Source organism: Arthrobacter sp. NPDC056493 (genome assembly GCF_042795115.1).
Taxonomy (GTDB): Bacteria; Actinomycetota; Actinomycetes; order Actinomycetales; family Micrococcaceae; genus Arthrobacter.
Genome location: NZ_JBHTSL010000014.1, coordinates 49,305 through 71,226, shown reverse-complemented (window position 1 = coordinate 71,226; position 21,922 = coordinate 49,305). Strand labels below are relative to the sequence as shown.

Here is a 21,922-nt window from a genome sequence, read left to right as displayed (position 1 = left end):
CCGCACATGACCCAAAGCCAGTCGAGGTCCAAGAGCCCGGCCAGCTGGCAACCCGCAACGCCGGAGCGTGAGGGCCTGTGGATATTCACGGGCATCCGTGACTTCATCGATGACATTGCCAACACGTCGCCGGCCCGCCTTGCCCTGAGCGCCTTCGTGGTGGTCATCGTCCTCTTCACCGCCCTGCTGTCGCTGCCGGCGTCCTCGGCAACGGGCGACTTTACCCCGCTCCACCAGGCGCTCTTCACGGCGGTCTCTGCCGTCTGCGTTACGGGCCTGACCGTGGTCTCCACCGCCGTGCACTGGTCATTCTTCGGGCAGCTGATCATCCTGGTCGGCATTTTCGTCGGCGGCCTCGGCACGCTGACGCTGGCCTCGCTGCTGGCCCTCATGGTGAGCAAGAAGCTGGGGGTCAGGGGCAAGCTCATCGCCCAGGAAGCCATGAACAACGCCGGCCGGCTTGGTGAGGTGGGTACGCTGCTGCGGATCGTCATCACCACCTCCGTGGTCATCGAGGCCACCCTCGCGGTCGCCCTGATCCCGCGCTTCATGGTCCTCGGCGAGCCTTTTTGGCAGTCTGTCTGGCACGGCGTCTTTTACGCGATCTCGTCCTTCAACAACGCCGGATTCACCCCGCACTCGGACGGCATCGTCCCTTACGAAACGGACCTCTGGATCCTCATTCCGCTCATGCTGGGCGTGTTCCTGGGCAGCCTGGGCTTCCCCGTGGTCATGGTGCTGCAGCAAAACGGGCTGAACTGGAAAAAGTGGAACCTGCACACGAAGCTCACCATCCAGGTCTCGTTCATCCTGCTCGCGGCCGGCACCGTTCTGTGGGCGCTCATGGAGTGGGACAACACCCGGACCATCGGCGGCATGGACCTCGGCGACAAGATCACGCACTCGCTCTTCGCCTCCGTCATGACGCGCTCCGGCGGCTTCAACCTCGTGGACCAGAACCAGATGGAATCCACCACCAAGCTGCTCACTGACGCCCTCATGTTCGCCGGCGGCGGCTCCGCCTCAACAGCAGGCGGCATCAAGGTCACCACCATCGCCGTCATGTTCCTGGCCATCATCGCCGAGGCCCGCGGCGACGCCGACGTCAAGGTTTACGGCCGCACTATCCCGGAAGGCACCATGCGCGTGGCCATCTCGGTGATCGTCGCCGGAGCCACGCTGGTGTCCGCGTCCGCCTTCCTGCTCCTGCACATCAGCGGCGCCTCCCTGGACCGGGTGCTCTTCGAAACCATTTCAGCCTTCGCCACCGTCGGCCTGAGCACAAACCTCAGCGCCGAGCTGCCGCCGGAAGGCGTGTATGTGCTGTCCATCCTGATGTTCGCCGGCCGCGTCGGCACCGTCACGCTTGCCGCCGCCCTGGCCCTGCGCCAGCGCAGCCAGCTGTACCACTACCCGGAAGAGAGGCCCATCATTGGCTAATTCGTCAGGCGCCCCCAACCGCCCCGCCCACAACGCACCGGTCCTGGTGATCGGGCTGGGCCGCTTCGGCTCCTCCACCGCTGAGCAGCTGGTGAAGCAGGGCCGCGAGGTGCTGGCCATTGAGCGCGACAGGTCCCTGGTGCAGAAGTGGTCGCCCGTTCTGACCCACGTGGTGGAGGCCGATGCCACCAACATCGACGCGCTGCGGCAGCTGGGCGCGCAGGAGTTCAGCTCAGCAGTGGTGGGCGTGGGCACGTCCATTGAGTCCTCGGTGCTCATCACCGTGAACTTGGTGGACCTCGGCATCGAGCACCTGTGGGTCAAGGCCATCACACCGTCCCACGGCAAGATCCTCACCCGCATCGGCGCCAACCACGTCATCTACCCCGAAGCCGACGCCGGCGTCCGCGCCGCGCACCTGGTCTCCGGGCGCATGCTGGACTTCATCGAATTCGACGACGACTTCGCGATCGTCAAGATGTATCCGCCGCGTGAAACGGTCGGTTTCACGCTGGACGAGTCCAAGGTGCGGTCCAAATACGGCGTGACCATCGTGGGCGTGAAATCCCCGGGCGAGGACTTCACCTATGCCCGGCCCGAGACCAAGGTGTCCGCCCGCGACATGCTGATCGTCTCCGGCCACGTGGACCTGCTGGAACGGTTCGCGGCCCGGCCGTAGCGGCGGGGTTGGCAAGGCGCCCGACGACGGCGCCGCCCGCCGTCGTCCGCAACGCACCAGCCGCCGTCGTTCCCTAACGCCGTGGGGAGAGTTTTTGTCCAGATATCGGGCCCAAAAGGGGCTTTAACCCGCGGTATCTGGACAAAAACTCCAGCGCAGATGGTGGGCCCCGCCCGCAGGGTTCCCTGGCCGAGCTTGCGAGGTTAGGGTGCGGGTGGTGGGCCCCGCCCGCAGGGTTCCCTGGCCGAGCTTGCGAGGTTGGGGTGCGGGTGGGGACTAGCCGAGCTGCTTGGTGATCTCGGCGGCACGGTCGGCGGCGGCGCGTGCGCCCGCGGCGATGATGGCCGGCATGCCGCGGTCATCGAACGTGGCGATGGCGCGTTCGGTGGTCCCGTTGGGGCTGGTCACGGCTTTGCGCAGGGCGGCCGGTTCGGCGCCGGGTTCAGCGAGCATGAGGCCGGCCCCGGCCACGGTTTCGCGTGCCAGCAGGAGCGCCAGCTCCTCATCCAGGCCGAGTTCGACGCCGGCCGCGGCCATGGCCTCAGCCAGGTAGAACGCGTAAGCCGGGCCCGAACCGCTGATGGCGCTCAACGCGTCCACCTGCTCCTCGGGAATTTCGACGACGGTCCCCACCGCGCCAAGGATGTCCTTCGCCCGCTGGAGCTGCTCCGGCGAGCAGTTGGTGCCGGCAGACACCGAGACCACGCCGCGGCCCAGCTTCGCCGGGGTGTTCGGCATCGTCCTGATGACCGCCTGGCCCGCGGGCAGGGCGGCTTCGAGCTGGGCGATGGAGACGGCGGCCGCAACGCTGATGACAATCGCATCCGGGGACAGGGAGCCACTGACTTCCCGGGCCAGCTCGGCGATGCCCACGGGCTTCACGCCGAGAATCACGACGCCGGCCCCCTTAGCCGCCTGCTTGTTGTTGTCGGGTTCTTCGCTGCCGGCAATGGCGGTGATGCCGGTATGCCGTTCGGCCAGCTCCGCTGCCCGCTCCGCACGGCGGACGGTGGCCACGATCTCCATGGGATCCGTGCCGCTCTCCAGCAGGCCGCCCAGGATGGCCTCGTTCATTGATCCACAGCCAAGGAATGCGATTCGGTTGTTCATTGCTCCATCATTGCAGTTCATCGCTCCGGATGCAGACCGTGGCCATTCACAGGAAGCTCACATGTTGGCCGAAGCATTCACACACATTCGGCCCCTAACGTAGGTATTACCTCATTGAGGGTGCGAGTGATGAAGCAAGCATGGGGATGCTTGTCAGGCACCGACGGTCTGCAGTGGTTTTGCCCATTTTTCTGCAGCGGGCCGTCGGTGTCTTTGCTTTTTAAGCTCCAGCCCGGCGGCCGACGGATTCCCAGCCTGTTGTCAGGTAAATCCCGCAGAACACCCAAACTCCCTCGCTAGAGTCGTAAATGCCTCACAGGTGCGAGTGATGGAGCCGGTCCTTCGGGACCGGCGTTGCGCCGGCCGGTTGCAGAAGTGTTCCCCCCAGCTTCTTCTGCGTAACCGGCCGGCGTTTACTCGTTTAAGGCAGCCCCGGAGAGCGGCAGCCTTGTGCCGCCCCGGGCGGCAGGAAACCCTAGACGGCCGGCAGCGCAGAGACCTGCGGGACGCCCACGTGCGGAGCCGGCTCAAGCGGACCGTCAAAGACCAGCTGATCGAGCCGCCGGAGGATGAGGCCCTCGCGCAGCGCCCACGGGCAGATCTTGATCTTCTTGTACTCAAAGAGCTCCAGCGCCGCTTCAGCCACCAGGGCACCGGCGAGGAGCTGGTTGGCTCGTGCCTCGGAGACGCCCGGCAGGTGCAGCCGGTCTTCGGACTTCATGGCGGAAATTCGCTGGGCCCAGAGGCCAAGGTCCGTGCGGTTGAGGTCGCGCTTCACGTACGGGCCGGCGGCGCTGGGGGCTGCACCGGCGATCCGGGCCAGGGAGCGGAAGGTCTTCGAGGTACCGGCCACGACATTTGCCTTGCCCACCTCATTGAAGCTGCGGACCACTGGCTTGAGGGTGGTCCGGATGTAGCGGCGCAGTTCCTTGACGCTCTTCGCGGACGGCGGATCCTCGTGCAGCCAGTCCCGGGTCAGCCGGCTCGCGCCCAGGGGCACGGAGGTTGCAAGTTCCGGCAGTTCGTCCTGCCCCAGCGCCATTTCGAAGGAACCGCCGCCGATGTCGAAGTTCAGGACGGTACCGGCGCCCCAGCCGTACCAGCGTCGGACGGCGAAGAACGTCATGGACGCTTCCTCGCTGCCCGTGAGTTCCTGCAGAGTCACGGTGGTTTCGTGCTTCACGCGGGCGAGTACCGCAGGGCCGTTGGTGGCCTCGCGGATGGCCGAGGTACAGAAGGCCAGCAGGTCGTCAGCCTTGTGCCGCGCTGCAAACTCCCAGGCCTCGAGCACGAACTCCGTGAGCTCATGCTGGCCGGCGTCGGTGATGTTGCCGTCCTCATCGAGGTACTGCACCAGCGAGAGGGGGCGCTTGTGCGAGGCGAAAGGCACAGGCCGTGCGCCGGGGTGGGCATCCACCAGCAGGAGGTGGACAGTGTTTGAACCGATGTCGAGGACGCCTAGCCGCATCCTGCCATTATTCCCCCCGCCGGCGCAGCGGACGCAACCCGTCACCTACATTGCGTGCTTTGGTCTGCGGACAGCCGCGCAGGGTTACTCGCCTTCGAGGCCGGCGGGGTTGGGGTCCACTTCGTCGGCGCGCTTGAAGTCGCGCTTGATGTTGGCGATGCCCTCGGGGTTGATCTCGAAGCCGTAGGCCGCGCCGGGGTTGATGACCATGCCCAGTTCATCGCCGATGTTGGCGATGATCGCCGCACCCTGGGTGCCCAGGACGTTCGGGGCTGCTTCCAGGTACTCCGCGTCCACCCGGGTGGGGTGCGAGAAAACGGCAAGGACCGGCTGGCCGTCCGCGTTGCCCAGCACCAGCGGCTCGACCTGCGAGTCCTGGCCCTCGAGCGCGTCGGAACTGATGATGTAGACCTCGTTGTTGAGGAACGACAGGATGACGTCCACCGGATCGGCGTCCGGCTGGCCGCCCCGGGCGAGCTTCTCCTCAAGATCGTTCAGCGGCGTGATGTCTGCGGGTTCCGGCTGTTCAGTCATGCATCTACTCGACCACGTTGCCTGGCGCGAAGCAATTCCGGCCCGGTGACCCGGGCCGGACCGGCCCTACTTCTTGGCTGCAGCCTTCTTCGCCGGGGCCTTCCGCGTGGTGGTGCGCTTAACCGGGCCCTTGGCCCGCTTTTCGGCGAGAAGTTCGACGGCGCGTTCCCGGGTCAGTTCCTCCAGCGAGGTGCTGCGGGGCACGGTGATGTTGGTGATGCCGTCGGTGATGTACGGACCGAAGCGGCCCTCCTTCACCACGATGTTCTTCTCCGACACCGGATCCGGTCCGAACTCGGCCAGGGGGGGCACGGCTGCGCGGGCGCCGCGCTGCTTGGGCTCGGAGTAGATCTCCAGAGCCTGCTCCAGGGTGATGGTGAAGATTTCCTCTTCCGAGCCGATGGACCGCGAGTCCGTGCCCTTCTTCAGGTACGGGCCGAAACGGCCGTTCTGCACCGTGATCGGGTTGCCCTCGGCGTCCTGACCGAGGACCCGGGGAAGGCTCATGAGCTGCAGCGCCTCGTCCAGGGTGACGGATTCCACGGTCATGGACTTGAACAGCGAACCGGTGCGCGGCTTGGCCTTGACAGGCTTCTTCGGCGGCTTGGGCTTGCCGTTCTTGTAGTACTCCACGGGGAGGTTGGCCAGCTGCTCCTCGGTCATCTCCGGGATGATCTCGGTGACGTAGGCGCCGTAGCGGCCGTTCTTGGCAACAACCGTGTGTCCGGTGTGCGGATCGGCACCCAGGACCCGTTCCTCGGGCGCCGCGGTTTCCATGAGCTCCACTGCCTTGGCGGCGGTGAGTTCGTCCGGGGCGAGGTCCTCCGGGACGTTGGCGCGGGCGGACTCCATCACTTCGCCGGTCTTGGGGTCCACCGTGGGCAGGGAGCTCTCCAGGTAGGGGCCGAACTTGCCGACGCGAAGCGTGATGCCGTCCGCGATGGGCACGGAGTTGATCTCGCGGGCGTCGATCTCGCCCAGGTTGTTCACGATGCTCAGCAGGCCGGGGTCGGTATCTTCGCCGTAGTAGAAGTGCTTGAGCCAGGCGGTGCCCGCAGCCTGGCCGTTGGCGATCTTGTCCAGGTCGCCTTCCATGTCGGCCGTGAACTCATAGTCCACGTAGTCCGTGAAGTGCTGTTCGAGGAGCCGAACCACGGAGAAAGCGATCCAGCTCGGGACCAGGGCAGAGCCCTGCTTCCGCACGTAGCCGCGGTCCTGGATGGTGGAGATCGTGGAGGCGTAGGTGGAGGGGCGTCCGATGCCCTTCTTTTCCAGCTCGGCCGTCAGCGACGCTTCGGTGTAGCGCGGCGGCGGCGAGGTCTCGTGGCCGACGGCGAGAATGTCCGAGGCGGCCAGCGCGTCACCCTTCGCGACGTTCGGCAGGCGGCGGGCATCGTCGGATTCGTCGTCGCCGCGGCTTTCGTCCTTGCCTTCCTCATAGGCGGCCAGGAAGCCGGGGAAGGTGATGACCGTGCCGGAGGCCGAGAATTCGGCGTCGCGGCCGTCGGAGGCAACCGCGCCCAGGCGGATGGTGGCGGTGGAGCCCTTGGCGTCGCCCATCTGGGAGGCGACGGTGCGCTTCCAGATCAGCTCATACAGGCGGAATTCGTCGCCGCTGAGCTGCTTGGCAACCTGCGCCGGGGTGCGGAAGGAGTCACCGGCGGGGCGGATGGCCTCGTGGGCCTCCTGCGCATTGGCGGCCTTGCTGGTGTAGACGCGCGGCGACTGCGGAACGTACTCGGGGCCGTACAGCTCGGCGGCCTGGCGGCGCGCAGCCGTGACGGCCTCGTCGCTCAGCGCCGACGAGTCGGTACGCATATAGGTGATATAGCCGTTTTCGTACAGCCGCTGGGCCACCTGCATGGTGCTCTTGGATGAGAACCGCAGCTTGCGGCCGGCCTCCTGCTGCAGCGTGGAGGTGGTGAAGGGCGCGGCGGGGCGGCGGGTGTAGGGCTTGGTGTCCACGGAACGGACACGGAAATCGGCGTCCTGCAGGGCGGCGGCCAGGGACGTGGCGAGTTCCTCGTTAAGGTGGGCCACGTTGCGCGAGGTGAGTTCGCCGTCGTCGTTAAAGTCCCGGCCGGTGGCGACCTTGGCGCCGTCAACAGCGGCGAGCTTCGCTTTGAAGGAGCCGGCGTCGGCACCGAACTGGCCGGTCAGGTCCCAGTAGGACGCGGCCTTGAACGCCATGCGCTCCCGTTCGCGGTCCACCACCATGCGCGTGACCACGGACTGCACGCGACCGGCGGACAGGCCGCGCGCCACCTTGCGCCACAGCACCGGGGAGATCTCGTAACCGTAGAGGCGGTCCAGGATGCGCCGGGTTTCCTGGGCATCCACCAGGGCGGCATCGACGTCGCGCAGGTTGTCCATGGCGCGGTGGATGGCTTCCTTGGTGATCTCACCGAAGGTCATCCGGTAGACGGGGACCTTGGGCTTCAGGACCTCCAGAAGGTGCCACGCGATGGCTTCGCCCTCGCGGTCCCCATCGGTTGCGAGATAGAGCGCGTCGGCGTCTTTCAGCTGGGCCTTGAGCTCGGCCACCTTTTTCTTCTTGTCCGGAGAGACCACGTAGTAGGGCTTGAAGTCGTTTTCGACGTCGACGGCGAACTTGCCCAGCGAGGTTTTCTTCAGTTCCGCGGGAAGCTCGGACGGCTGCGGCAGGTCGCGGATGTGACCGATGGAGGCCTCAACAATGAAGCCCTCGCCCAGGTACTTGGCGATGGTCTTGCTCTTGGCCGGAGACTCCACAATCACGAGTTTCTTGCCGGTTTTGGCCTTGCTTGGCACAGTGCTCCTACAAAAAAGGTTGCTCGGGCAGATCAGCCCATATTGGCCTAGTTCACCATATTTTGCAGAATTCTGCGCTGTCATGTGGAAAACGGTGGCCCCCGTCACGGCTGTTGTCCTGGCCGGACTGCCGGCGGCCCGGGCGTGTCCCCGGAGCCTGGCAGAGGGCATTCGGCCGCGCCCGTCAGGTGCCTTCGTGGCCGCCCGATGCCCCCGGCAGGGTGCGGTCGTCGGGAATCATGGACCACATGGTGGCGGTCCGCTCGGCACCGGGTGGAATGCGGCTGGGATCATCCAGTTCGTAGTCGCGAAGGAGGTCAAAAACCCTTTCCGTCAGTTCGTTGCGCTGCTCGGCCGTCAGGTAGAGGAGGTTGCTGGCGAGCAGAACCGCCGGGGCCGGCTCGGAGGAGTCACCGCGCTGGCGGTGTTCGTCCCGGGCACGGGCGTAGGCGCTGGCTCGGCGGCGGAACGCGTCCAGTTCGAGGTCGATTACCGCAAAGTCCGGACCGGCCACGGCCCCGCCGGAATTGATCGCAAAATCGGTACCGGCAGCCTTCCACCGGCGTTCGCGGGCGTCGGCCGACGCCTCGGCGGGGACCACTATGCCCCATTTCTGCAGCGCCCGCAGGTGGTAACTCATCGCGCTGGGAGTGAGCCCGGTCTGCTGGGCCAGTTCCGTGGCCGTCCGGCTCGACTGCGTGGAGTACAGCTCGGAAATGACCTCCAGGCGGGCGGCGTGGGCCAGGGCCCGGATCGCTTTGGGGTCGGTGATTTCCACCTTCTTTTCCGGCCGGGTCCTGCGGCGCGGCGCGGCGTCCGGCTGCGGGGTTTCCGCCGGTCCCGAAGACGGCGTATCTGTACTCACTCCTTCAGTCTACGCAGCACGATGAGGTTCTGAAAGAAATGCTTGACATTCGCATTCAGGGGTCGGCCGGCTTGCTCCGGGAATACTAAGCATGCTTTGCTTACAGGCGTAAACAGACCTCCCGCAAGCAGTTCGCGGCGGGGCCGCCGGCGTTGGCGGCCCCGTGAGAAGCCCAAAGGATGACCATGATTACCCTCGACGAAGACGCATTGGTACCCACAACCCGGTCCGCCCCTGAACTCACGGGCGCAGGCCAGGACGCCGGCGCAGCCACGGACGGCGTCCTGCTGGCGCCAACGGGCACGCCCCGGCACTGCAGGCGGCCGATGAAGCGCCTCGATCAGGAGTTTTCGCTGGAGATGGCCATCAGGGTGGAAGGCCAGCGCCTGATCCGTTCGGTGAAGGCCGTGGGCGCAGCCGACGCCGTGACCTACCGCTGCATGTGCGGCTTCACCATCGACGTCCCTACCCCCGGGATGGGCCGCGCCCTGATTAACTGACAAGCCCCGGCATTAACTGACAAACTCAGCGCGAACGGACAGTTGAGCACCTTCGTGGGCCTCAAGTGTCCGTTCGCGCTATCGGATCGCTATCAGTCCGGGTCTACGGGCAGCAGGAATCCGTCCCGGACCAGATTGGCCACTTCGGTGAGCAGACCGGCCCGGAAAGCGTCGCCGTCGAACTCCTCCGTCCCGCCCAGCAGCGCCTCAAGGGCGCCGATAATCTGGCTGGCGGTCAGGTCGCCGTCGCACGCGGAGACAAAGCCCGCCAGTTCGGTGCTCAGCAGGTTGGTGCGGCGGAGGCCTGCTCCTTGGCGCAGGAGGATAACGCCGGGGTGTTCGGCGCCGGGGCGCTGGTGGCGTTCCTCGGTGACGTCCTCGGCCACGAGCAGGTGAGCTGCGGAAACGTCGTGGTCCGCCAGCCAGTCGGCCCTTTCGACCGCTGCCCCCAGATGCGGCCCGACCGGCTGTTCGATCGGGTAGGTGATCTCCTCGAACCGGTGGATCCGCCGCTCACCGGCCGGCCGGCGCAGGAAGATCATGCCGAAGCCGATCCCGCCGACATTCCGGGACGCGAAGTCGGCCAGGTAGGCGGCGTAGGCCTCCTGGTAGTGCCGGCGGTCCCGGGCTTCGGAGGCATCCTGCAGCCAGGTCTCGGCGTACTGTTCCGGCCCCACCTGTTCGCGCTGGATGAACCACGCGTCCGTGTCCGGACCGGCCCAGCTTTGCGGCCGCTCATCCCAGTCCGAGCCCTCCGGGATTTCCCAGTTGCCCAAAAGCTGGGCTGTTCCGCCCGGTGCGAGCACATCGGGCAGGGAACGGATCAGCGACGCGACGATATCGTCCCCCGGCAGGCCGCCGTCGCGGTAGGTGAACTGGTCGGCCGCGGCCTCGCCCGCAGTGCGCGGTGTGATGACGAAGGGCGGATTGGATACGACGAGGTCGAATGTCTCGCCGGCAACGGGCTCGAGGAGCGACCCGAGCCGCAGGTTCACCCGTTCTTCCGGCCGCTCCGGCTCAATGTCGAGGGCTGCCGCATTGAGCAGGAGGTTGAAGCGCGTGAATGCGAGGGCCCGGGCCGAGATGTCCGTGGCGGTGACGTGGCCGCTGTGCTGCAGGAGATGGAAGGTCTGGATGCCGCAGCCGGTGCCCAGGTCCAGCGCTCTGCCGGCGGGCCGGCGGATAGTGGACTGGACAAGGGTGGTGGACGCCTGGCCGATCCCTAGGACGTGGTCGTGCCTGAGGACGCCGGGCCGCTGGTGGGCGGCAAGGTCGCTGGCCACCCAGATTTCGACGCCGCCGTCGCCCGAGTCCCAGCCGTAGGGGCGCAGGTCCGCTTCGGCAGCAACCTCCGTCCCAGCGACTTTGGCCAGCCCCAGCGCCACGAGGCCTTCGGCGCGGGTCCGCGGCAGCGCGCCGTCGAGCACCGCCCCTTCCTGCGGAACGGCCAAAAGCCAGAAACGCACGACGGCGGCCAGCGCCGCGGTGCGCGGCCCGCCGGCGGCTGCTGCTTCCGTCGCGATCAGTGCCGGGATGAGCTGGTCCCGGCTGAGGGCCTCGTAGGCCGATTCCCCCAGCAGGTCCGCCACGCCCTCCAGGGTGTAGCCCACGTCCCGGAGGTCTGCGGCCAGCGCCTGCAGGAGCTCGGTCCGGTCGCTGCGCGGTGCGTCGGGAGTGTTGCCGGCGGTGAAGTGCATTGGTTCGGTCACCGGGCAAGTCTATTTCCCGCCCGCGCCTGCATGCCGGTCCCCATCCTTTTGGGACCTTTCGGCCCTTTCGGCCGCGGCGCCGCCACGTTTCAGGCCCTGGCGCGGCTGTGGTGCCTGATGGTTGTCGGCGGCGAAAGCTACAGTGGGGCCATGCTCGGAACCCAGGCAGTGGCGGCCGATCCCGATTGGCTGCGGTACGCGGCGGCATTCGCACCGCTGCTGGCCGCAGTCATTGCTGGCTGGATCGCGTGGCGCGCGCTCGCCCAGCGGCGCGAGGCGGACCGGCGGGACCAGTGGTGGAAGCGGACGCAGTGGGCCATCGACCTTGCCATGGACCGCGACTTCAGCAGGGCCGTCGTTGGCCTGGTGGCATTGAAACACCTTGGGGCCAGCGATCTGTGCACCGACGAGGACTACGAGATGCTGGACAATATCGGCGGCGCCAAGATCGATGCCCTGACCCTGTCCGAGGAAAGCGCCCGGCGCCAGGCCGGGGAACCGCAGGCCCCGGAATCCCGGCCCCCGCATCGTGAAGCCGCCGTGCCGCCGGACGCTGCGGCGCGAGCAACGGTCATTCCCGTGACCCTGGAGTCCCGGGGCGAGCGGATACTGGCGACCTCGGCAGGCATGGCCAAAGCCCTGACCGAGGCAGACAGACTTGTCTCTTTTGTGGCGTCACGGCGGAGCGGGAGGAGGGGGACTGCAACCGGCGGCACCTCAAACGGGTAAGTTTTAAGCCATGCCTGAACGTTGTCCTCTGATTACCCGTGCCTTGGGCGGGACGGCTGCGTCCGCCCTCATCCTGCTGGCAGCTACTGCCTGCTCCCCTGTGGTGTCTGTCGAAAATGCCGATGTTCCGCAGTGGCGGGCCACCGCGCTGCCGTCCGACGGCCAGGCATTGCTGGAGGACTCCGGCAAGATCCTCAACCGGGACAGGATTATCCAGGCGGCAGCCAGCGTACCGGCGGGTGACTACACGCTGACCATCACGTGCGACGGCGGCGGCAAGGCGTTCTTCGCTGTGACGCTCGCCGGCAAGGAACTGACGGAAGCCGGGGCGGCCTGCAACGGCAGCCGCGAAACCGCGAGGATCACCGTGCCGAAGACCGGGCGGATGGAGATCAGCGCCTCCAGCGTGGACGCGCCGCTCCTGTACGCCTACCACCTCGTTCCTGCGCGTTAGTCCGGGGCCGGTCAGCGGCGGCGCCCTACGGATCCCGCAGATCGGGGACGGCCCGGGCGAATTTTTTTCTTCCGGCGGATTGCCATCTGTACCGGCGCCTCCGGCAGGCTTAAAGTCGGGGTATGCCCGCGGTGCGGATGGCCTCCGCGCATCGTTTCCTGGGGCGGGCGCACCGCATGCTGTGGCTGCGGGCGCCGGCAGCCGCCGTCGTGCTTTTGTTTGTGCTGGTGGCAGCCGTTCTGGGCGGCTGTGAATACAGCTACGACGACGGCCGGGGCGAACTCCCGGACGCCGCCCCGGTGGTGACGGATCCCGTGCTGCCGCGTGATCCGCTGGAGAACGAGCCGGTGTCCGGTCAGGAACTCACGGAATGGGCGAAGGAAGTCCTGCCCGACGCCGAGGGACAGGTCTTCCACACCAGCTACGGCAGCGTTGCCAAGGGCGGCAGCAAGACCGAATCCACCAAGCAACTGCCGGGCGGCACGTACTCCCTCACCCTCGCATGCCGCAGCGAGCGGCGGGTCTCATTCACCGTCCGCGACGCAGAGTTCGCCCTGGTGGACCTGAGCCTCCGGTGCGGCACGTCGCGCGTCAATGTGGTGCACCTGTCCGAGGACTCCGTGCTTCGGGTGACGGTGGAGGCGCGCTCGGACGCCAATTTCGCCTACCGGATCAGCCGGATCTGACGCATCGGCTGCGAGTGGTTCGCTGGCCCGGACCGCTCAGGGGCGCAGTCTCGCCAGCTCAGGCGGCGCAGCCGTCCGGGCAGCGCAGGGTTTCCGGGGTGGCCGCGCACTCGGCGCAGTACAGGGTGAGGGTGCGGCAGCTGGGGTTCGAGCAGTTCTCGAACTTGCTGGTGGGCGCCTGGCACCGGACGCACTCGCCGATGGTCCGGGCGTCCTCGCTGAATTCGAGGTGCATGCGTTTGTCGAAGACGTACAGGGAGCCTTCCCAGAGGCCCTGGTCCTTGAACTTTTCGCCGTAGCGCACGATCCCGCCGTCCAGCTGGTACACCTCCTTGAAGCCGCGGTTCACCATGAGGCTGGACAGCACCTCGCAGCGGATGCCCCCGGTGCAGTAGGTGACGACCGGCTGGTCCTTGAGGTGGTCGTACTTGCCTGAGTCGAGTTCGGTGATGAAGTCGTGGGTGGTGGCGACGTCGGGGACGACGGCGTCCTTGAACTTGCCGATCTGTGCTTCGAACGCGTTGCGGCCGTCGAAGAACACGACGTCCTGGCCACTGGCCTTCTTCACGTCGACGAGTTCGTGGAGTTCCTCGGGATTCAGATGGGTCCCGCCTCCCACGACGCCTTTATCGTCCACCCTCAGCTCGCCGGGCGCGCCGAACGAAACGATCTCGTCGCGGACCTTGACGCTCAGGCGGGGAAAGTCCTCCGCCCCGCCATCGGACCACTTGACGTCGATGCCGTGGAAGCCCTTGTATTCACGCGTGGTTTTCACGTATTGCTTGACGGCCCCGATCTCCCCGCCGACGGTGGCGTTGATGCCGTCCTTGGAGATGAGGATCCGTCCGGTCAGGCCGAGCTTTTCGCACAGGGCACGCTGCCAGAGCCGAACAGCGTCCGGGTCTGCGATGGGAGTAAAGCCGTAAAAGAGTACGATTCGGTTCAAAGCCACGTATTTAAGGGTACTTGGTGGGCGTCCGGGGACGGATTCGGACCGGGGAAGAGCCTCCTATCACAATTGCATAAGCAAGCGCCAAAGCTCTGTTACTTGTGACAGCGCTGGAATACTCTCATCACATGACGCCAGAAGCCATGGTTGGAGACATCACTCATTTGCTTGAAGTCTGGGTAGCCGGTTGGGCTGGTTGCCGGGGCTATGAAACGCGCACCGAGGGACGGTTCCCCGCTGCCCTGCGTGCGGACACGACCGGGGACTGGGAATACTTCGCCTCCGACCCCACGGACGCCGAGTTCGCGGACCTTGCGGCAAAGACTGCCGAGGCCCCCAAGCGGGTTCTGACCATCCTGACCAATGATGTGGGACGCTACAAGCTCCTGGCTGAACAACACAACCTCAACGCCACGTCAGCGTCCCAAGCCATGATGGTCGTGGACATGGAAACGCAGGACTCCGAGGACCCGTGGCTCTCGGACGACGACCTGTCCCTGAAAACGTGGGAGTCCGGCGGGGTCCACTTTGCCGAAGTCCGCTCGGGCGACACTCTGGCGGTGAGCGGCCGCGTGGTGGTCATCAACGGCACCGCGGTCTTCGACAAAATCGTCACCGAGCCCTCCTTCCAGCGCCGGGGCCTGGGCAGCTTCATCATGAAGGCACTGGCGGCGCAGGCGTTCTCCCACGACGTGGAGGACGGACTCCTGCTGGCGTCCCTGGACGGGCAAAAGCTGTATTCGCATCTGGGCTGGTCCTCGGTGTGCCACGTGCTGATGCTCTCCGCCTCCGACGAAGGATCCGACCTCTCCGTGGTCTGACCCTCCCCCGCATTTCCCTCCCTCCGAGCTGTGTCCCGGGCCAGCTGCTCCGCGCCGGTTCGCTGGCCTGTCGTGTCCGCTGTTAGCTCTTCCCTGCTCTGTTCAGTGCCGGCGATTTTTGCCCGGATGAAAGAATGTTGGGGTGAACCCCCATGACTCGCTGATTCCGTTGCTGGGCCGTGGCCCGGACCCGGAGCAGCTCCGGCATGTGCGGACCATTCCGGCGCGCGCCGCCGTGCACGAACCGTGGCCGGACTGGGCGCACCCGGACCTGGTCGCGGCCTACGGCAAGCTCGGCGTTCACCAGCCCTATCGGCACCAGATCCGGGCAGCGGACATTGCCCATGGTGGCGATCACGTGGTGATCGCCACCGGGACGGCGTCCGGGAAGTCCCTGGCCTACCAGCTGCCGGCGCTGGACGCGATTCACCGGTCCGAACTCCGCGTCCTGTCGGAGCCCGGAAAGATCCACGACGACGGCGCCGTGACGCTCTACCTCTCCCCCACCAAGGCGCTGGCGGCAGACCAGCTCGCAGCGATCCGGTCCCTGAACCTCCCTACCGTCCGGGCTGAAACCTACGACGGCGACACCGACCAGGCCTCCCGCCGCTGGATCCGCGACCACGCGAACTTCATTCTGGCCAACCCGGACATGCTGCACTTCGGCATCCTGCCGAACCATGCCTGGTGGGCAGGGTTCTTCCGGCGCCTGCGCTACGTGATCGTGGACGAGGCGCACAGCTACCGCGGCGTTTTCGGCTCCCATGTGGCCAACCTGATGCGCCGGCTGCGGCGCATCTGTGCCTACTACGCGCCCAATGGCAGCTCCGCCGGACCGGTGTTCATTGCGGCGTCCGCCACCGCTTCCGAGCCGGAGACGTCCTTCGGCCGGCTTATTGGCGCCGCGGTCCGCGGAGTCTCCGAAGACTCCTCCCCCCATGGGTCCACGACAGTGGCGTTCTGGGAACCGGCGCTCACCGAGGTCCGCGGCGAGAACGGGGCCAAGGAGCGGAGGACGGCCGTGGCCGAAACCGCCGACCTCCTCGCGAACCTTGTGTCGTCGCGGGTCCGGACCATCGCGTTCATCAAATCCAGGCGCGGCGCCGAAACCATCTCCTCCATCACCAAACGGCTGCTGGATGAGGTCGACCCCAGCCTGCCGCAACGGGTGGCAGCCTACCGCTCCGGGTATCTCCCGGAGGAACGCCGTGCCTTGGAAAAGGCGCTGCGGACCGGCCAGCTGCTGGGCATCTCCAGCACTTCGGCCTTGGAACTGGGCATCGACATCTCCGGACTCGACGCGGTGCTGGTGGCTGGCTGGCCCGGCACCAGGGCGTCCCTCTTCCAGCAGATCGGCCGGGCGGGCCGCGCCGGGCAGGACGCCGTCGCGGCCTTCGTGGCCAGCGACGATCCCCTGGACACCTATCTGGTCAACCATCCGGAAGCTATCTTCGACGTGTCCGTCGAGGCGACGGTGTTTGATCCATCCAATCCCTACGTCCTGGGCCCGCACCTCTGTGCCGCGGCCGCTGAGCTCCCGCTCGGCGTTGCCGAGTTGCCGCTGTTCGGAGCCACTGCGGAGAAGCTCCTCGGGCAGCTGGTGGCACAGGGCTACCTGCGGCGGCGCCCGGCGGGCTGGTTCTGGACCCACCCGCAGAGCGCGGCCGCCATGGTGAACCTGCGGGCCGACGGCGGCGGGCCCGTGAGCATTGTGGATGCCGACACCGGTTCGCTGCTGGGAACCATGGACTCGCCGCAAACGCACTACCAAGCCCATACCGGGGCCGTGTACGTCCACCAGGGTGACAGCTACGTGGTGGAGGACCTGAACGAGGACGATCACTGCGTGGTGGTACGCCGGGCCAACCCCGATTACTACACGACAGCCCGGGACGTCACCCAGATCGAGGTCCTCGAGACCCAGCGGACGGCGCAGTGGGGCGATGTTGCCGTGCACTTCGGCGACGTCAAGGTCACAACGCAAGTGATCTCCTTCCAGCGGAAAGCCCTGATTTCCAATGAAGTCCTGGGCGAGGAGCCCCTCGATCTGGGAGCCCGGGACCTTTTTACGAAAGCAGTATGGTTTGTGGTGGAGAACCGGTCACTCACAGGCGCCGGACTCATCGAAGCCCAGTTCCCCGGAGCCCTCCACGCTGCCGAGCACGCCGCCATCGGACTGCTGCCGCTGGTTGCCTCGAGCGACCGGTGGGACATCGGCGGGGTTTCAACCGCCATCCATGCCGACACCGGCGTGCCGACGATTTTCGTGTACGACGGGCACCCTGGCGGCGCCGGTTTTGCCGAGCGAGGCTTCGAGAAAGCCAAGGTGTGGCTGAAGGCCACGAGAGACGCGATTGAGGCCTGCGAGTGTGAATCCGGTTGCCCCTCCTGTGTCCAGTCGCCGAAATGCGGCAACAAGAACAACCCGTTGGACAAGGACGCAGCAGTCACCCTGATCGATGTCCTGCTGAAGGACGCGCGGGACGCGGCAGCCCCGGAGGATTCCAAGGCGGGAGCACCGGCGTCGAACGCGGTCTAGAGACCAGCGCCGTCCCATTGACGCTGGGGCCAGTTTGGGACGGGTCCCCACGCTGAGAAGCTGTGATGCCGCCCACGCCCGGTGCTCTTTTGAGCCCGCGCAATTTTGGAGCCCCGTGCACTCTGGGAGCTTCGCGAAGGCTAGGGCGGCGGCCCCGCCCTGGCACGGCCGGTGGCGACACCCAGGAGCGGCCCCGCAGGCAGCTCCGTGCTGACTTCGACGGACTGGTCGCCTCCTGCGGTGCAGGTGACGAGCGTTGCTTTATGGCGGGCAGCCACCGCGGCGGCCACGACGCAGGGCTCCCCCGCTGAAACGCCACGGAGCGCGTCAGCCGCGGCCAACGCTGCGAGGTCGGCCGCGGCGGCGGCCCTGGACGCCGCCGCGGACGCCTGCGCCAGCAGGAGGAGCAGGGCCATGACCATCACAACCACCATGCCGAGCCCCGCGGCCAGCACAGTGCCCGATCCGCGTTCGGACTCGACACCGGATACCGGATTTCTGCGCTGGCCGAAGGGCTGTCTGCACCGCCGGCTCACAGGGGCCACCCGGCAGTAGTGCCGTATGCGTGCCCCACCAGTGCCGGCCGCGTCGGTCGCGCCGGGTGCTCCGGGTGCTCCGTTCCCGGAGCCGGCGCAGATGATGCCGTTTCGCTGCGTGCCTCCGCCCTGGCGGTCAGCGTCCAGGGCATCATGCGTCCCAGAGGCCCAGCCGCCCGGTCCGACACGGTGACGCTCATCCATTCACCAGCCGGCACCACGGCCGATGAGGCCGACGGGCCAGCCAGCTTCCGGACAATACCGTCGACGGCGGCTGGGTCCTCACCCCTGGCGAGTGCCCTGGCACCCGCCCGCGCCGCGTCCTCCAGCCGCAGTTGGGTGATTCCCGCCGCAGACCCCGCCAGCAGCATCGCCAGAAGCAGCAGGACAGCCGGAAGAGCGACCGCAAATTCAGCGGTCACAGCGCCACGGCTCGTCCCGTGCCCGCACTCGGCGCCGCGGACCTTCCCCTGACCGCGGCCGGCCTCTTCTCCGGATGGGTGCCTCTGCTGCCGGCAGGACTCAAGTCCGGCCGCAAAGGTCTGCGGAGCGGGTTTCACGGCAGGGCCAGCGCCGTACGGATCAGGTTGAGGAGGAAGCCACGGACTTCGTCGCTGCGCAGGATGAACACCAGGAGCCCGGCGAAGCCCACCGCCGCCAGCGTGGCGATGGCGTATTCGGCGGTGGCCATACCCGCTTCCGAAGCCATGAGACGCCTGCGTGGCCGTGGCTTCACCCGCGGCGCGGTGCTGGCGCCAGGGTAGATCTCCAGCACATCGGCTTCGTCGGAGTCCCGGCGCAAGGGCCGGGCGGCTTCACCCGGAGTTTGGTAGTTGAGGGACATGAATTTTCCTTTCTTGAGTTCCGGCGGATTGCCGGTGTAGTCGACTCTCCCGTCCGCCACCGGGACCGGTAAGGCCTGAACTTCGCTAAGTGGAAAAGCAGCCAGACCGGCCGTATGTGGAGGGGAAGTGCCGGTGTATCCGCGGCGGCCGCGCGGAAAGTGGGCCCTACGCCAAAGCAGAATGTGCGGCCGTACGGAAGGGGAAATGCAGGCAGCCCGAGAAAGCCTGCGGGACAGCCATGCACGCCGACCGGGCTTGTGGGGCCGAGAGAATGCGGCTGCTTGAGGGATGTCAGCTGCCGAAAGGATCTCACGTGCCGAAAGGATCTCACGTGCCGAAGGATCTCAGCTGCCTGAAGGAATCAGGGCAAGCAGTACAGGAACGACTCCCAGACAGATGAAGGCGGGCAGCGAACAAAGCCCCAGCGGAACCACCAGCTTGACTCCGAGGGAGGCCGCGCGCTTCTCCGCGGCCCGGAAGCGTTCGCGCCTCATTCTGGCGGCCTGGGCATAAAGGATGGATGACGACGGCGCACCGGTCAGCGCGGCGAAGCCCAACGCGTCCCGGAGGGCAAGTATTTCCGGCGACCGAACGTCCGAACTGCGCCAGGCCGTCTCCCAGTCGGCACCGATGGCCATGGCTCCCACGACTGGCCGGAGGGCGCGACCGTACTCGGGTGAGGCCGCATTAGCCACCAGTTCCAAGGCTCGTCCGATACCCGCACCTGCGTGGAGCATGGCGGCAATCAGCTCAAGCATCATGGCGGTATCCCGCAACCCCGGTGACTGCTCCGCGCCGCTCAGGGAGCGATCGTACCCATCCGCATTGCCGCTGCCCGCCGCCAAGCCGCTCCGGCGGAGGAGCACTGATCTGGCGTGAGCGGTTCCACTAAAGGCGAGGCCTGCGGCGGCCGCCAGCGCCAGGGAGATGAGGGCAGCAGCCAAGACCGATCCACTCATTGGCCTGGTCTGTTCACGCGGAGGGAACCCGGCGGTCGGGTCTTCATGGCGGGGCTCCGTTGGCGCGAGTTCATGGCACAGCCGCGCCAGCCGCTGCCTGCACGAGCCTTGCGGACCAGATGCGGCCGGCGACGGTCAGTCCGATGCCCGCGACCAGGGCAGCCACGCCGAACGGTGTGCCCAGCAACATCGCCAGCGGGTCCACGCCGAGGCAGACACCCAGACCCAGTCCCAGCAACGGGAGCCAGGTCAGCAGTGCGACCGTTGCCTTCGGTCCGGCGAGCGCAGTCTGCCGGGCCGCTTCAGCATCATCTTCAACCTCCAACTGGGCCGCAAAGCGAGTCAGGACATCAGCCAGCGGACAGCCGCTGGCGGCCGCTATCTCGAAGCAGGCGGCCAGTTCAGCCCAGATCCGCAGCTCACGGCCGCCGTCGCCATGTCGCGAAGACGAACACGCCGACCGTATTGCCTCGGCTACCGGGCCTCCCCGCAGGGCGGCTCCACGGGCGGCTGACAGGACAGCCGCCGATCCGGGGCTGAGCCGCGGCCGGCGGGGGTCGTCATCTGCGGAGCCCCGCTCCACGTAGAGCTGCCACAGTTCGTCCCACAGCCGTGAAGGTGAACGGCCGCCCTTCAACAGGGCGGCCAGTTGCTGAACCACAACCGTCAGGGACACGAAGGCTGCCTTGCGGCGACCCCGGGCGAGGACAAACCTGCCTCCGCCGGGAACGGCAGGCCGGCCGTTCCGGGCAACACGGCCGCCAGCCGCTAAACCGCTCGGGCCGAGGGCACTGCGTGCTCGCCGGAGTGGCCCGCGCGCAGGGCTCAGGATCAGCCACGCGGCTAGCGCCAGTGCACCGACAAACACGGCGGTCATGCTGCCGCCCTGCGGGCTCCGCGTTTTTCACCCATGATCTCCGGACCGTCCTGTCCCGTTGGCCCTGCGGCCGCGTCCGGGGGCAACGGCTCTGGCCTTCCAGCCGCTGGCCCGGGCAGGCCGGAGTCGCGGACGGGGCCGGAATGGCCGGCTGATCCGGCCAAGCCGGAGTCGCGGACGGGCATGAGGTCGCGGGCTGGCCCGGGCAGGCCCGAGTTGCGGACGGGGCCGTAATCGCGGCCTGACCCGGGCATGGCCGAGTCGCGGACAGGGATGGGGTCGCCTGCGTGGCCGGCATCGGGGAGAGAGCCTGTGTCCAGGGCCAGGCCCGGATCGAGGGCCAGTCGCCGGGCAAGCACCTCCCACGCCGGCCCGGGGACCGGCCTGCCGCCTGAGACGTCCAACGCCACGGCGACGTCTAGGCCACCGTGCCGCTCCGTCAGGATGCCGATGCAGGCGACATAGCGTCCGTGCCTCGACCGGGCAACGTGCACCACCACATCAAGGGCGCTTGCCACCTGCAGGCGGACCGCATCCTGTCCAAGTCCGGCCAAGGCCCCGAGTGCGGTGAGCCTGGCCGGAACCGCGCCTGCGGCATTGGCGTGGATGGTGCCCCCGCCTCCGGTGTGCCCGGTGTTCATGGCCGTCAGGAGTTCGCGCACTTCGGAACCGCGGCACTCCCCCACGATCAGCCGGTCCGGCCGCATCCGGAGGGCCTGGCGGACGAGTTCTCCAAGGTCTACGGCCCCGCCTCCCTCGAGGTTCCCGTGCCGCGATTCCAGCGAAACCACGTGCGGGTGTACCGGGTTCAGCTCCGAGGCGTCCTCGATCAGAACCAGCCGCTCCCCCGGATGACAGAGCCCCAGCAGTGTAGAAAGAAGCGTGGTCTTCCCGGAACCGGTGGCTCCGCTGACCAGGAAGCTCAGCCTCCGCTCCACCATGCGCTCCAGAACACCCTGAACCAGTGGCCCGAACATGCCCCCGTCCCGGAGTTCATCCATGGTGAAGACCTGTTCGCGCCGGATCCTGATACTAAGCAGCGTGCCCGAGGCTGAGATAGGCGGCAGGACGGCATGGACCCGGTAACCACCCTCGAGCCGCACATCCACGCACGGCGATCCGTCGTCCAGCCGCCTGCCGCCCGATGCCACCAGCCTGGCGGCAAGGGCCCTTAGCTGGGTCTCCCCCGCGAAGGTCACGGATGTCCGTTCGATGCCGCGTCCCCTGTCCAGCCAAACGGAGTCCGGGGCGTTCACGAAAATGTCCGTGACCGACGGGTCCCGGACCAGGTGCTGCAGCGGCCCGAGCCCGTTGAGCTCGGCACTGATGCGCTCAGCGGCGGCGAGGGAACCGGCCGTGCCCAACAGCTTCCCGGTGGCCTGGACTGCGGCTGCCACCCGCGACGGGGTAACCGGCCCCGCTTCCGCCATGA

General features: G+C 67.2%; 20 protein-coding genes and 1 pseudogene. 8 read left to right on the top strand and 13 right to left on the bottom strand.

Annotated elements, in window-relative coordinates; translation table 11 throughout:
- Nucleotides 1–6: 6 nt before the first annotated feature.
- Nucleotides 7–1,440: a TrkH family potassium uptake protein gene (locus ACFQ50_RS08635; RefSeq protein WP_377995107.1), complete on the top strand. Its 1,434-nt coding sequence runs from the start codon at nt 7–9 to the stop codon at nt 1,438–1,440.
- Nucleotides 1,433–2,119 carry a TrkA family potassium uptake protein gene (locus tag ACFQ50_RS08630; RefSeq protein ID WP_003797805.1) on the top strand — a complete coding sequence of 229 codons (687 nt, stop codon included), beginning with the start codon at nt 1,433–1,435 and terminating at the stop codon, nt 2,117–2,119. The genes ACFQ50_RS08635 and ACFQ50_RS08630 overlap by 8 nt, the downstream gene beginning before the upstream one ends.
- A gap of 276 nt (nt 2,120–2,395) precedes the next feature.
- Here ACFQ50_RS08630 and proC read toward each other — a convergent pair whose 3' ends face one another.
- The 5 genes from proC to ACFQ50_RS08605 form a co-directional block, all read right to left on the bottom strand.
- On the bottom strand, nt 2,396–3,229 hold the full coding sequence (proC, locus tag ACFQ50_RS08625) for a pyrroline-5-carboxylate reductase (RefSeq protein WP_377995106.1): 834 nt from the start codon (nt 3,227–3,229) through the stop codon (nt 2,396–2,398).
- Nucleotides 3,230–3,704: 475 nt separating this feature from the next.
- Nucleotides 3,705–4,697 carry a Ppx/GppA phosphatase family protein gene (locus tag ACFQ50_RS08620; RefSeq protein ID WP_377995105.1) on the bottom strand — a complete coding sequence of 331 codons (993 nt, stop codon included), beginning with the start codon at nt 4,695–4,697 and terminating at the stop codon, nt 3,705–3,707.
- 84 nt (nt 4,698–4,781) lie between these two features.
- The gene (locus tag ACFQ50_RS08615; protein ID WP_377995104.1) at nt 4,782–5,231 is read right to left on the bottom strand and encodes an SseB family protein; all 450 of its coding nucleotides are present in this window, start codon (nt 5,229–5,231) and stop codon (nt 4,782–4,784) included.
- 66 nt (nt 5,232–5,297) lie between these two features.
- A complete protein-coding gene (gene topA / locus ACFQ50_RS08610; RefSeq protein ID WP_377995103.1) occupies nt 5,298–8,021 on the bottom strand; it encodes a type I DNA topoisomerase in 2,724 nt (907 codons plus the stop codon).
- Nucleotides 8,022–8,205: 184 nt separating this feature from the next.
- Nucleotides 8,206–8,886, bottom strand: a complete 681-nt coding sequence (locus tag ACFQ50_RS08605; RefSeq protein ID WP_377995102.1) for an ArsR/SmtB family transcription factor — start codon at nt 8,884–8,886, stop codon at nt 8,206–8,208.
- A 185-nt stretch (nt 8,887–9,071) separates the two neighbouring features.
- On the opposite strand from ACFQ50_RS08605, the gene ACFQ50_RS08600 reads away from it, so the two are divergent.
- Nucleotides 9,072–9,386 carry a hypothetical protein gene (locus ACFQ50_RS08600; RefSeq protein WP_377995101.1) on the top strand — a complete coding sequence of 105 codons (315 nt, stop codon included), beginning with the start codon at nt 9,072–9,074 and terminating at the stop codon, nt 9,384–9,386.
- A gap of 92 nt (nt 9,387–9,478) precedes the next feature.
- On the opposite strand, the gene ACFQ50_RS08595 is transcribed toward ACFQ50_RS08600, so the two are convergent.
- The gene (locus tag ACFQ50_RS08595; RefSeq protein ID WP_377995124.1) at nt 9,479–11,083 is read right to left on the bottom strand and encodes a methyltransferase; all 1,605 of its coding nucleotides are present in this window, start codon (nt 11,081–11,083) and stop codon (nt 9,479–9,481) included.
- 162 nt (nt 11,084–11,245) lie between these two features.
- On the opposite strand from ACFQ50_RS08595, the gene ACFQ50_RS08590 reads away from it, so the two are divergent.
- From ACFQ50_RS08590 to ACFQ50_RS08580, 3 genes are all read left to right on the top strand, one after another.
- The gene (locus tag ACFQ50_RS08590; RefSeq protein WP_377995100.1) at nt 11,246–11,824 is read left to right on the top strand and encodes a hypothetical protein; all 579 of its coding nucleotides are present in this window, start codon (nt 11,246–11,248) and stop codon (nt 11,822–11,824) included.
- Between the two features lie 10 nt (nt 11,825–11,834).
- The gene (locus ACFQ50_RS08585) at nt 11,835–12,278 is read left to right on the top strand and encodes a hypothetical protein (RefSeq protein ID WP_377995099.1); all 444 of its coding nucleotides are present in this window, start codon (nt 11,835–11,837) and stop codon (nt 12,276–12,278) included.
- A gap of 122 nt (nt 12,279–12,400) precedes the next feature.
- Entirely contained in the window at nt 12,401–12,964 is a 564-nt protein-coding gene (locus ACFQ50_RS08580; protein ID WP_377995098.1) for a hypothetical protein, read from the top strand.
- A gap of 58 nt (nt 12,965–13,022) precedes the next feature.
- On the opposite strand, the gene ACFQ50_RS08575 is transcribed toward ACFQ50_RS08580, so the two are convergent.
- Nucleotides 13,023–13,916 (bottom strand): rhodanese-related sulfurtransferase, encoded by an 894-nt coding sequence (locus tag ACFQ50_RS08575; protein ID WP_377995097.1) that lies wholly within the window; start codon nt 13,914–13,916, stop codon nt 13,023–13,025.
- Between the two features lie 125 nt (nt 13,917–14,041).
- On the opposite strand from ACFQ50_RS08575, the gene ACFQ50_RS08570 reads away from it, so the two are divergent.
- Together ACFQ50_RS08570 and ACFQ50_RS08565 are read left to right on the top strand one after the other, a co-directional pair.
- A complete protein-coding gene (locus ACFQ50_RS08570) occupies nt 14,042–14,734 on the top strand; it encodes a GNAT family N-acetyltransferase (RefSeq protein WP_377995096.1) in 693 nt (230 codons plus the stop codon).
- Nucleotides 14,735–14,876: 142 nt separating this feature from the next.
- Nucleotides 14,877–17,273, top strand: coding sequence for a DEAD/DEAH box helicase (locus ACFQ50_RS08565; RefSeq protein WP_377995095.1), 2,397 nt, complete (start codon nt 14,877–14,879; stop codon nt 17,271–17,273).
- A 140-nt stretch (nt 17,274–17,413) separates the two neighbouring features.
- On the opposite strand, the gene ACFQ50_RS08560 is transcribed toward ACFQ50_RS08565, so the two are convergent.
- The 6 genes and pseudogenes from ACFQ50_RS08560 to ACFQ50_RS08535 form a co-directional block, all read right to left on the bottom strand.
- A complete protein-coding gene (locus ACFQ50_RS08560; protein WP_377995094.1) occupies nt 17,414–17,809 on the bottom strand; it encodes an Rv3654c family TadE-like protein in 396 nt (131 codons plus the stop codon).
- Nucleotides 17,806–18,231, bottom strand: a complete 426-nt coding sequence (locus ACFQ50_RS08555) for a TadE family type IV pilus minor pilin (RefSeq protein ID WP_377995093.1) — start codon at nt 18,229–18,231, stop codon at nt 17,806–17,808. Before ACFQ50_RS08555 ends, ACFQ50_RS08560 begins: the two co-directional genes overlap by 4 nt.
- Before the next feature lie 134 nt (nt 18,232–18,365).
- A complete protein-coding gene (locus ACFQ50_RS08550; RefSeq protein WP_377995092.1) occupies nt 18,366–18,653 on the bottom strand; it encodes a DUF4244 domain-containing protein in 288 nt (95 codons plus the stop codon).
- A 345-nt stretch (nt 18,654–18,998) separates the two neighbouring features.
- Nucleotides 18,999–19,613, bottom strand: a complete 615-nt coding sequence (locus tag ACFQ50_RS08545; RefSeq protein ID WP_377995091.1) for a type II secretion system F family protein — start codon at nt 19,611–19,613, stop codon at nt 18,999–19,001.
- Between the two features lie 70 nt (nt 19,614–19,683).
- On the bottom strand, nt 19,684–20,490 hold the full coding sequence (locus tag ACFQ50_RS08540; RefSeq protein ID WP_377995090.1) for a hypothetical protein: 807 nt from the start codon (nt 20,488–20,490) through the stop codon (nt 19,684–19,686).
- A 317-nt stretch (nt 20,491–20,807) separates the two neighbouring features.
- Nucleotides 20,808–21,920, bottom strand: a pseudogene (locus ACFQ50_RS08535) (TadA family conjugal transfer-associated ATPase); the annotation flags it as partial.
- Between the last annotated feature and the right edge of the window lie 2 nt (nt 21,921–21,922).

Excerpts from the sequence above, each read along its gene's own strand:
- ACFQ50_RS08590 (WP_377995100.1), top strand. The coding sequence starts at position 11,246 with ATGCTCGGAACCCAGGCAGTGGCGGCCGATCCCGATTGGCTGCGGTAC.
- ACFQ50_RS08615 (WP_377995104.1), bottom strand. The coding sequence starts at position 5,231 with ATGACTGAACAGCCGGAACCCGCAGACATCACGCCGCTGAACGATCTT.
- ACFQ50_RS08570 (WP_377995096.1), top strand. The coding sequence starts at position 14,042 with ATGACGCCAGAAGCCATGGTTGGAGACATCACTCATTTGCTTGAAGTC.
- ACFQ50_RS08620 (WP_377995105.1), bottom strand. The coding sequence starts at position 4,697 with ATGCGGCTAGGCGTCCTCGACATCGGTTCAAACACTGTCCACCTCCTG.
- ACFQ50_RS08600 (WP_377995101.1), top strand. The coding sequence starts at position 9,072 with ATGATTACCCTCGACGAAGACGCATTGGTACCCACAACCCGGTCCGCC.
- ACFQ50_RS08635 (WP_377995107.1), top strand. The coding sequence starts at position 7 with ATGACCCAAAGCCAGTCGAGGTCCAAGAGCCCGGCCAGCTGGCAACCC.
- ACFQ50_RS08585 (WP_377995099.1), top strand. The coding sequence starts at position 11,835 with ATGCCTGAACGTTGTCCTCTGATTACCCGTGCCTTGGGCGGGACGGCT.
- proC (WP_377995106.1), bottom strand. The coding sequence starts at position 3,229 with ATGAACAACCGAATCGCATTCCTTGGCTGTGGATCAATGAACGAGGCC.
- ACFQ50_RS08545 (WP_377995091.1), bottom strand. The coding sequence starts at position 19,613 with ATGAGTGGATCGGTCTTGGCTGCTGCCCTCATCTCCCTGGCGCTGGCG.
- ACFQ50_RS08550 (WP_377995092.1), bottom strand. The coding sequence starts at position 18,653 with ATGTCCCTCAACTACCAAACTCCGGGTGAAGCCGCCCGGCCCTTGCGC.
- ACFQ50_RS08595 (WP_377995124.1), bottom strand. The coding sequence starts at position 11,083 with ATGCACTTCACCGCCGGCAACACTCCCGACGCACCGCGCAGCGACCGG.
- ACFQ50_RS08540 (WP_377995090.1), bottom strand. The coding sequence starts at position 20,490 with ATGACCGCCGTGTTTGTCGGTGCACTGGCGCTAGCCGCGTGGCTGATC.
- ACFQ50_RS08580 (WP_377995098.1), top strand. The coding sequence starts at position 12,401 with ATGCCCGCGGTGCGGATGGCCTCCGCGCATCGTTTCCTGGGGCGGGCG.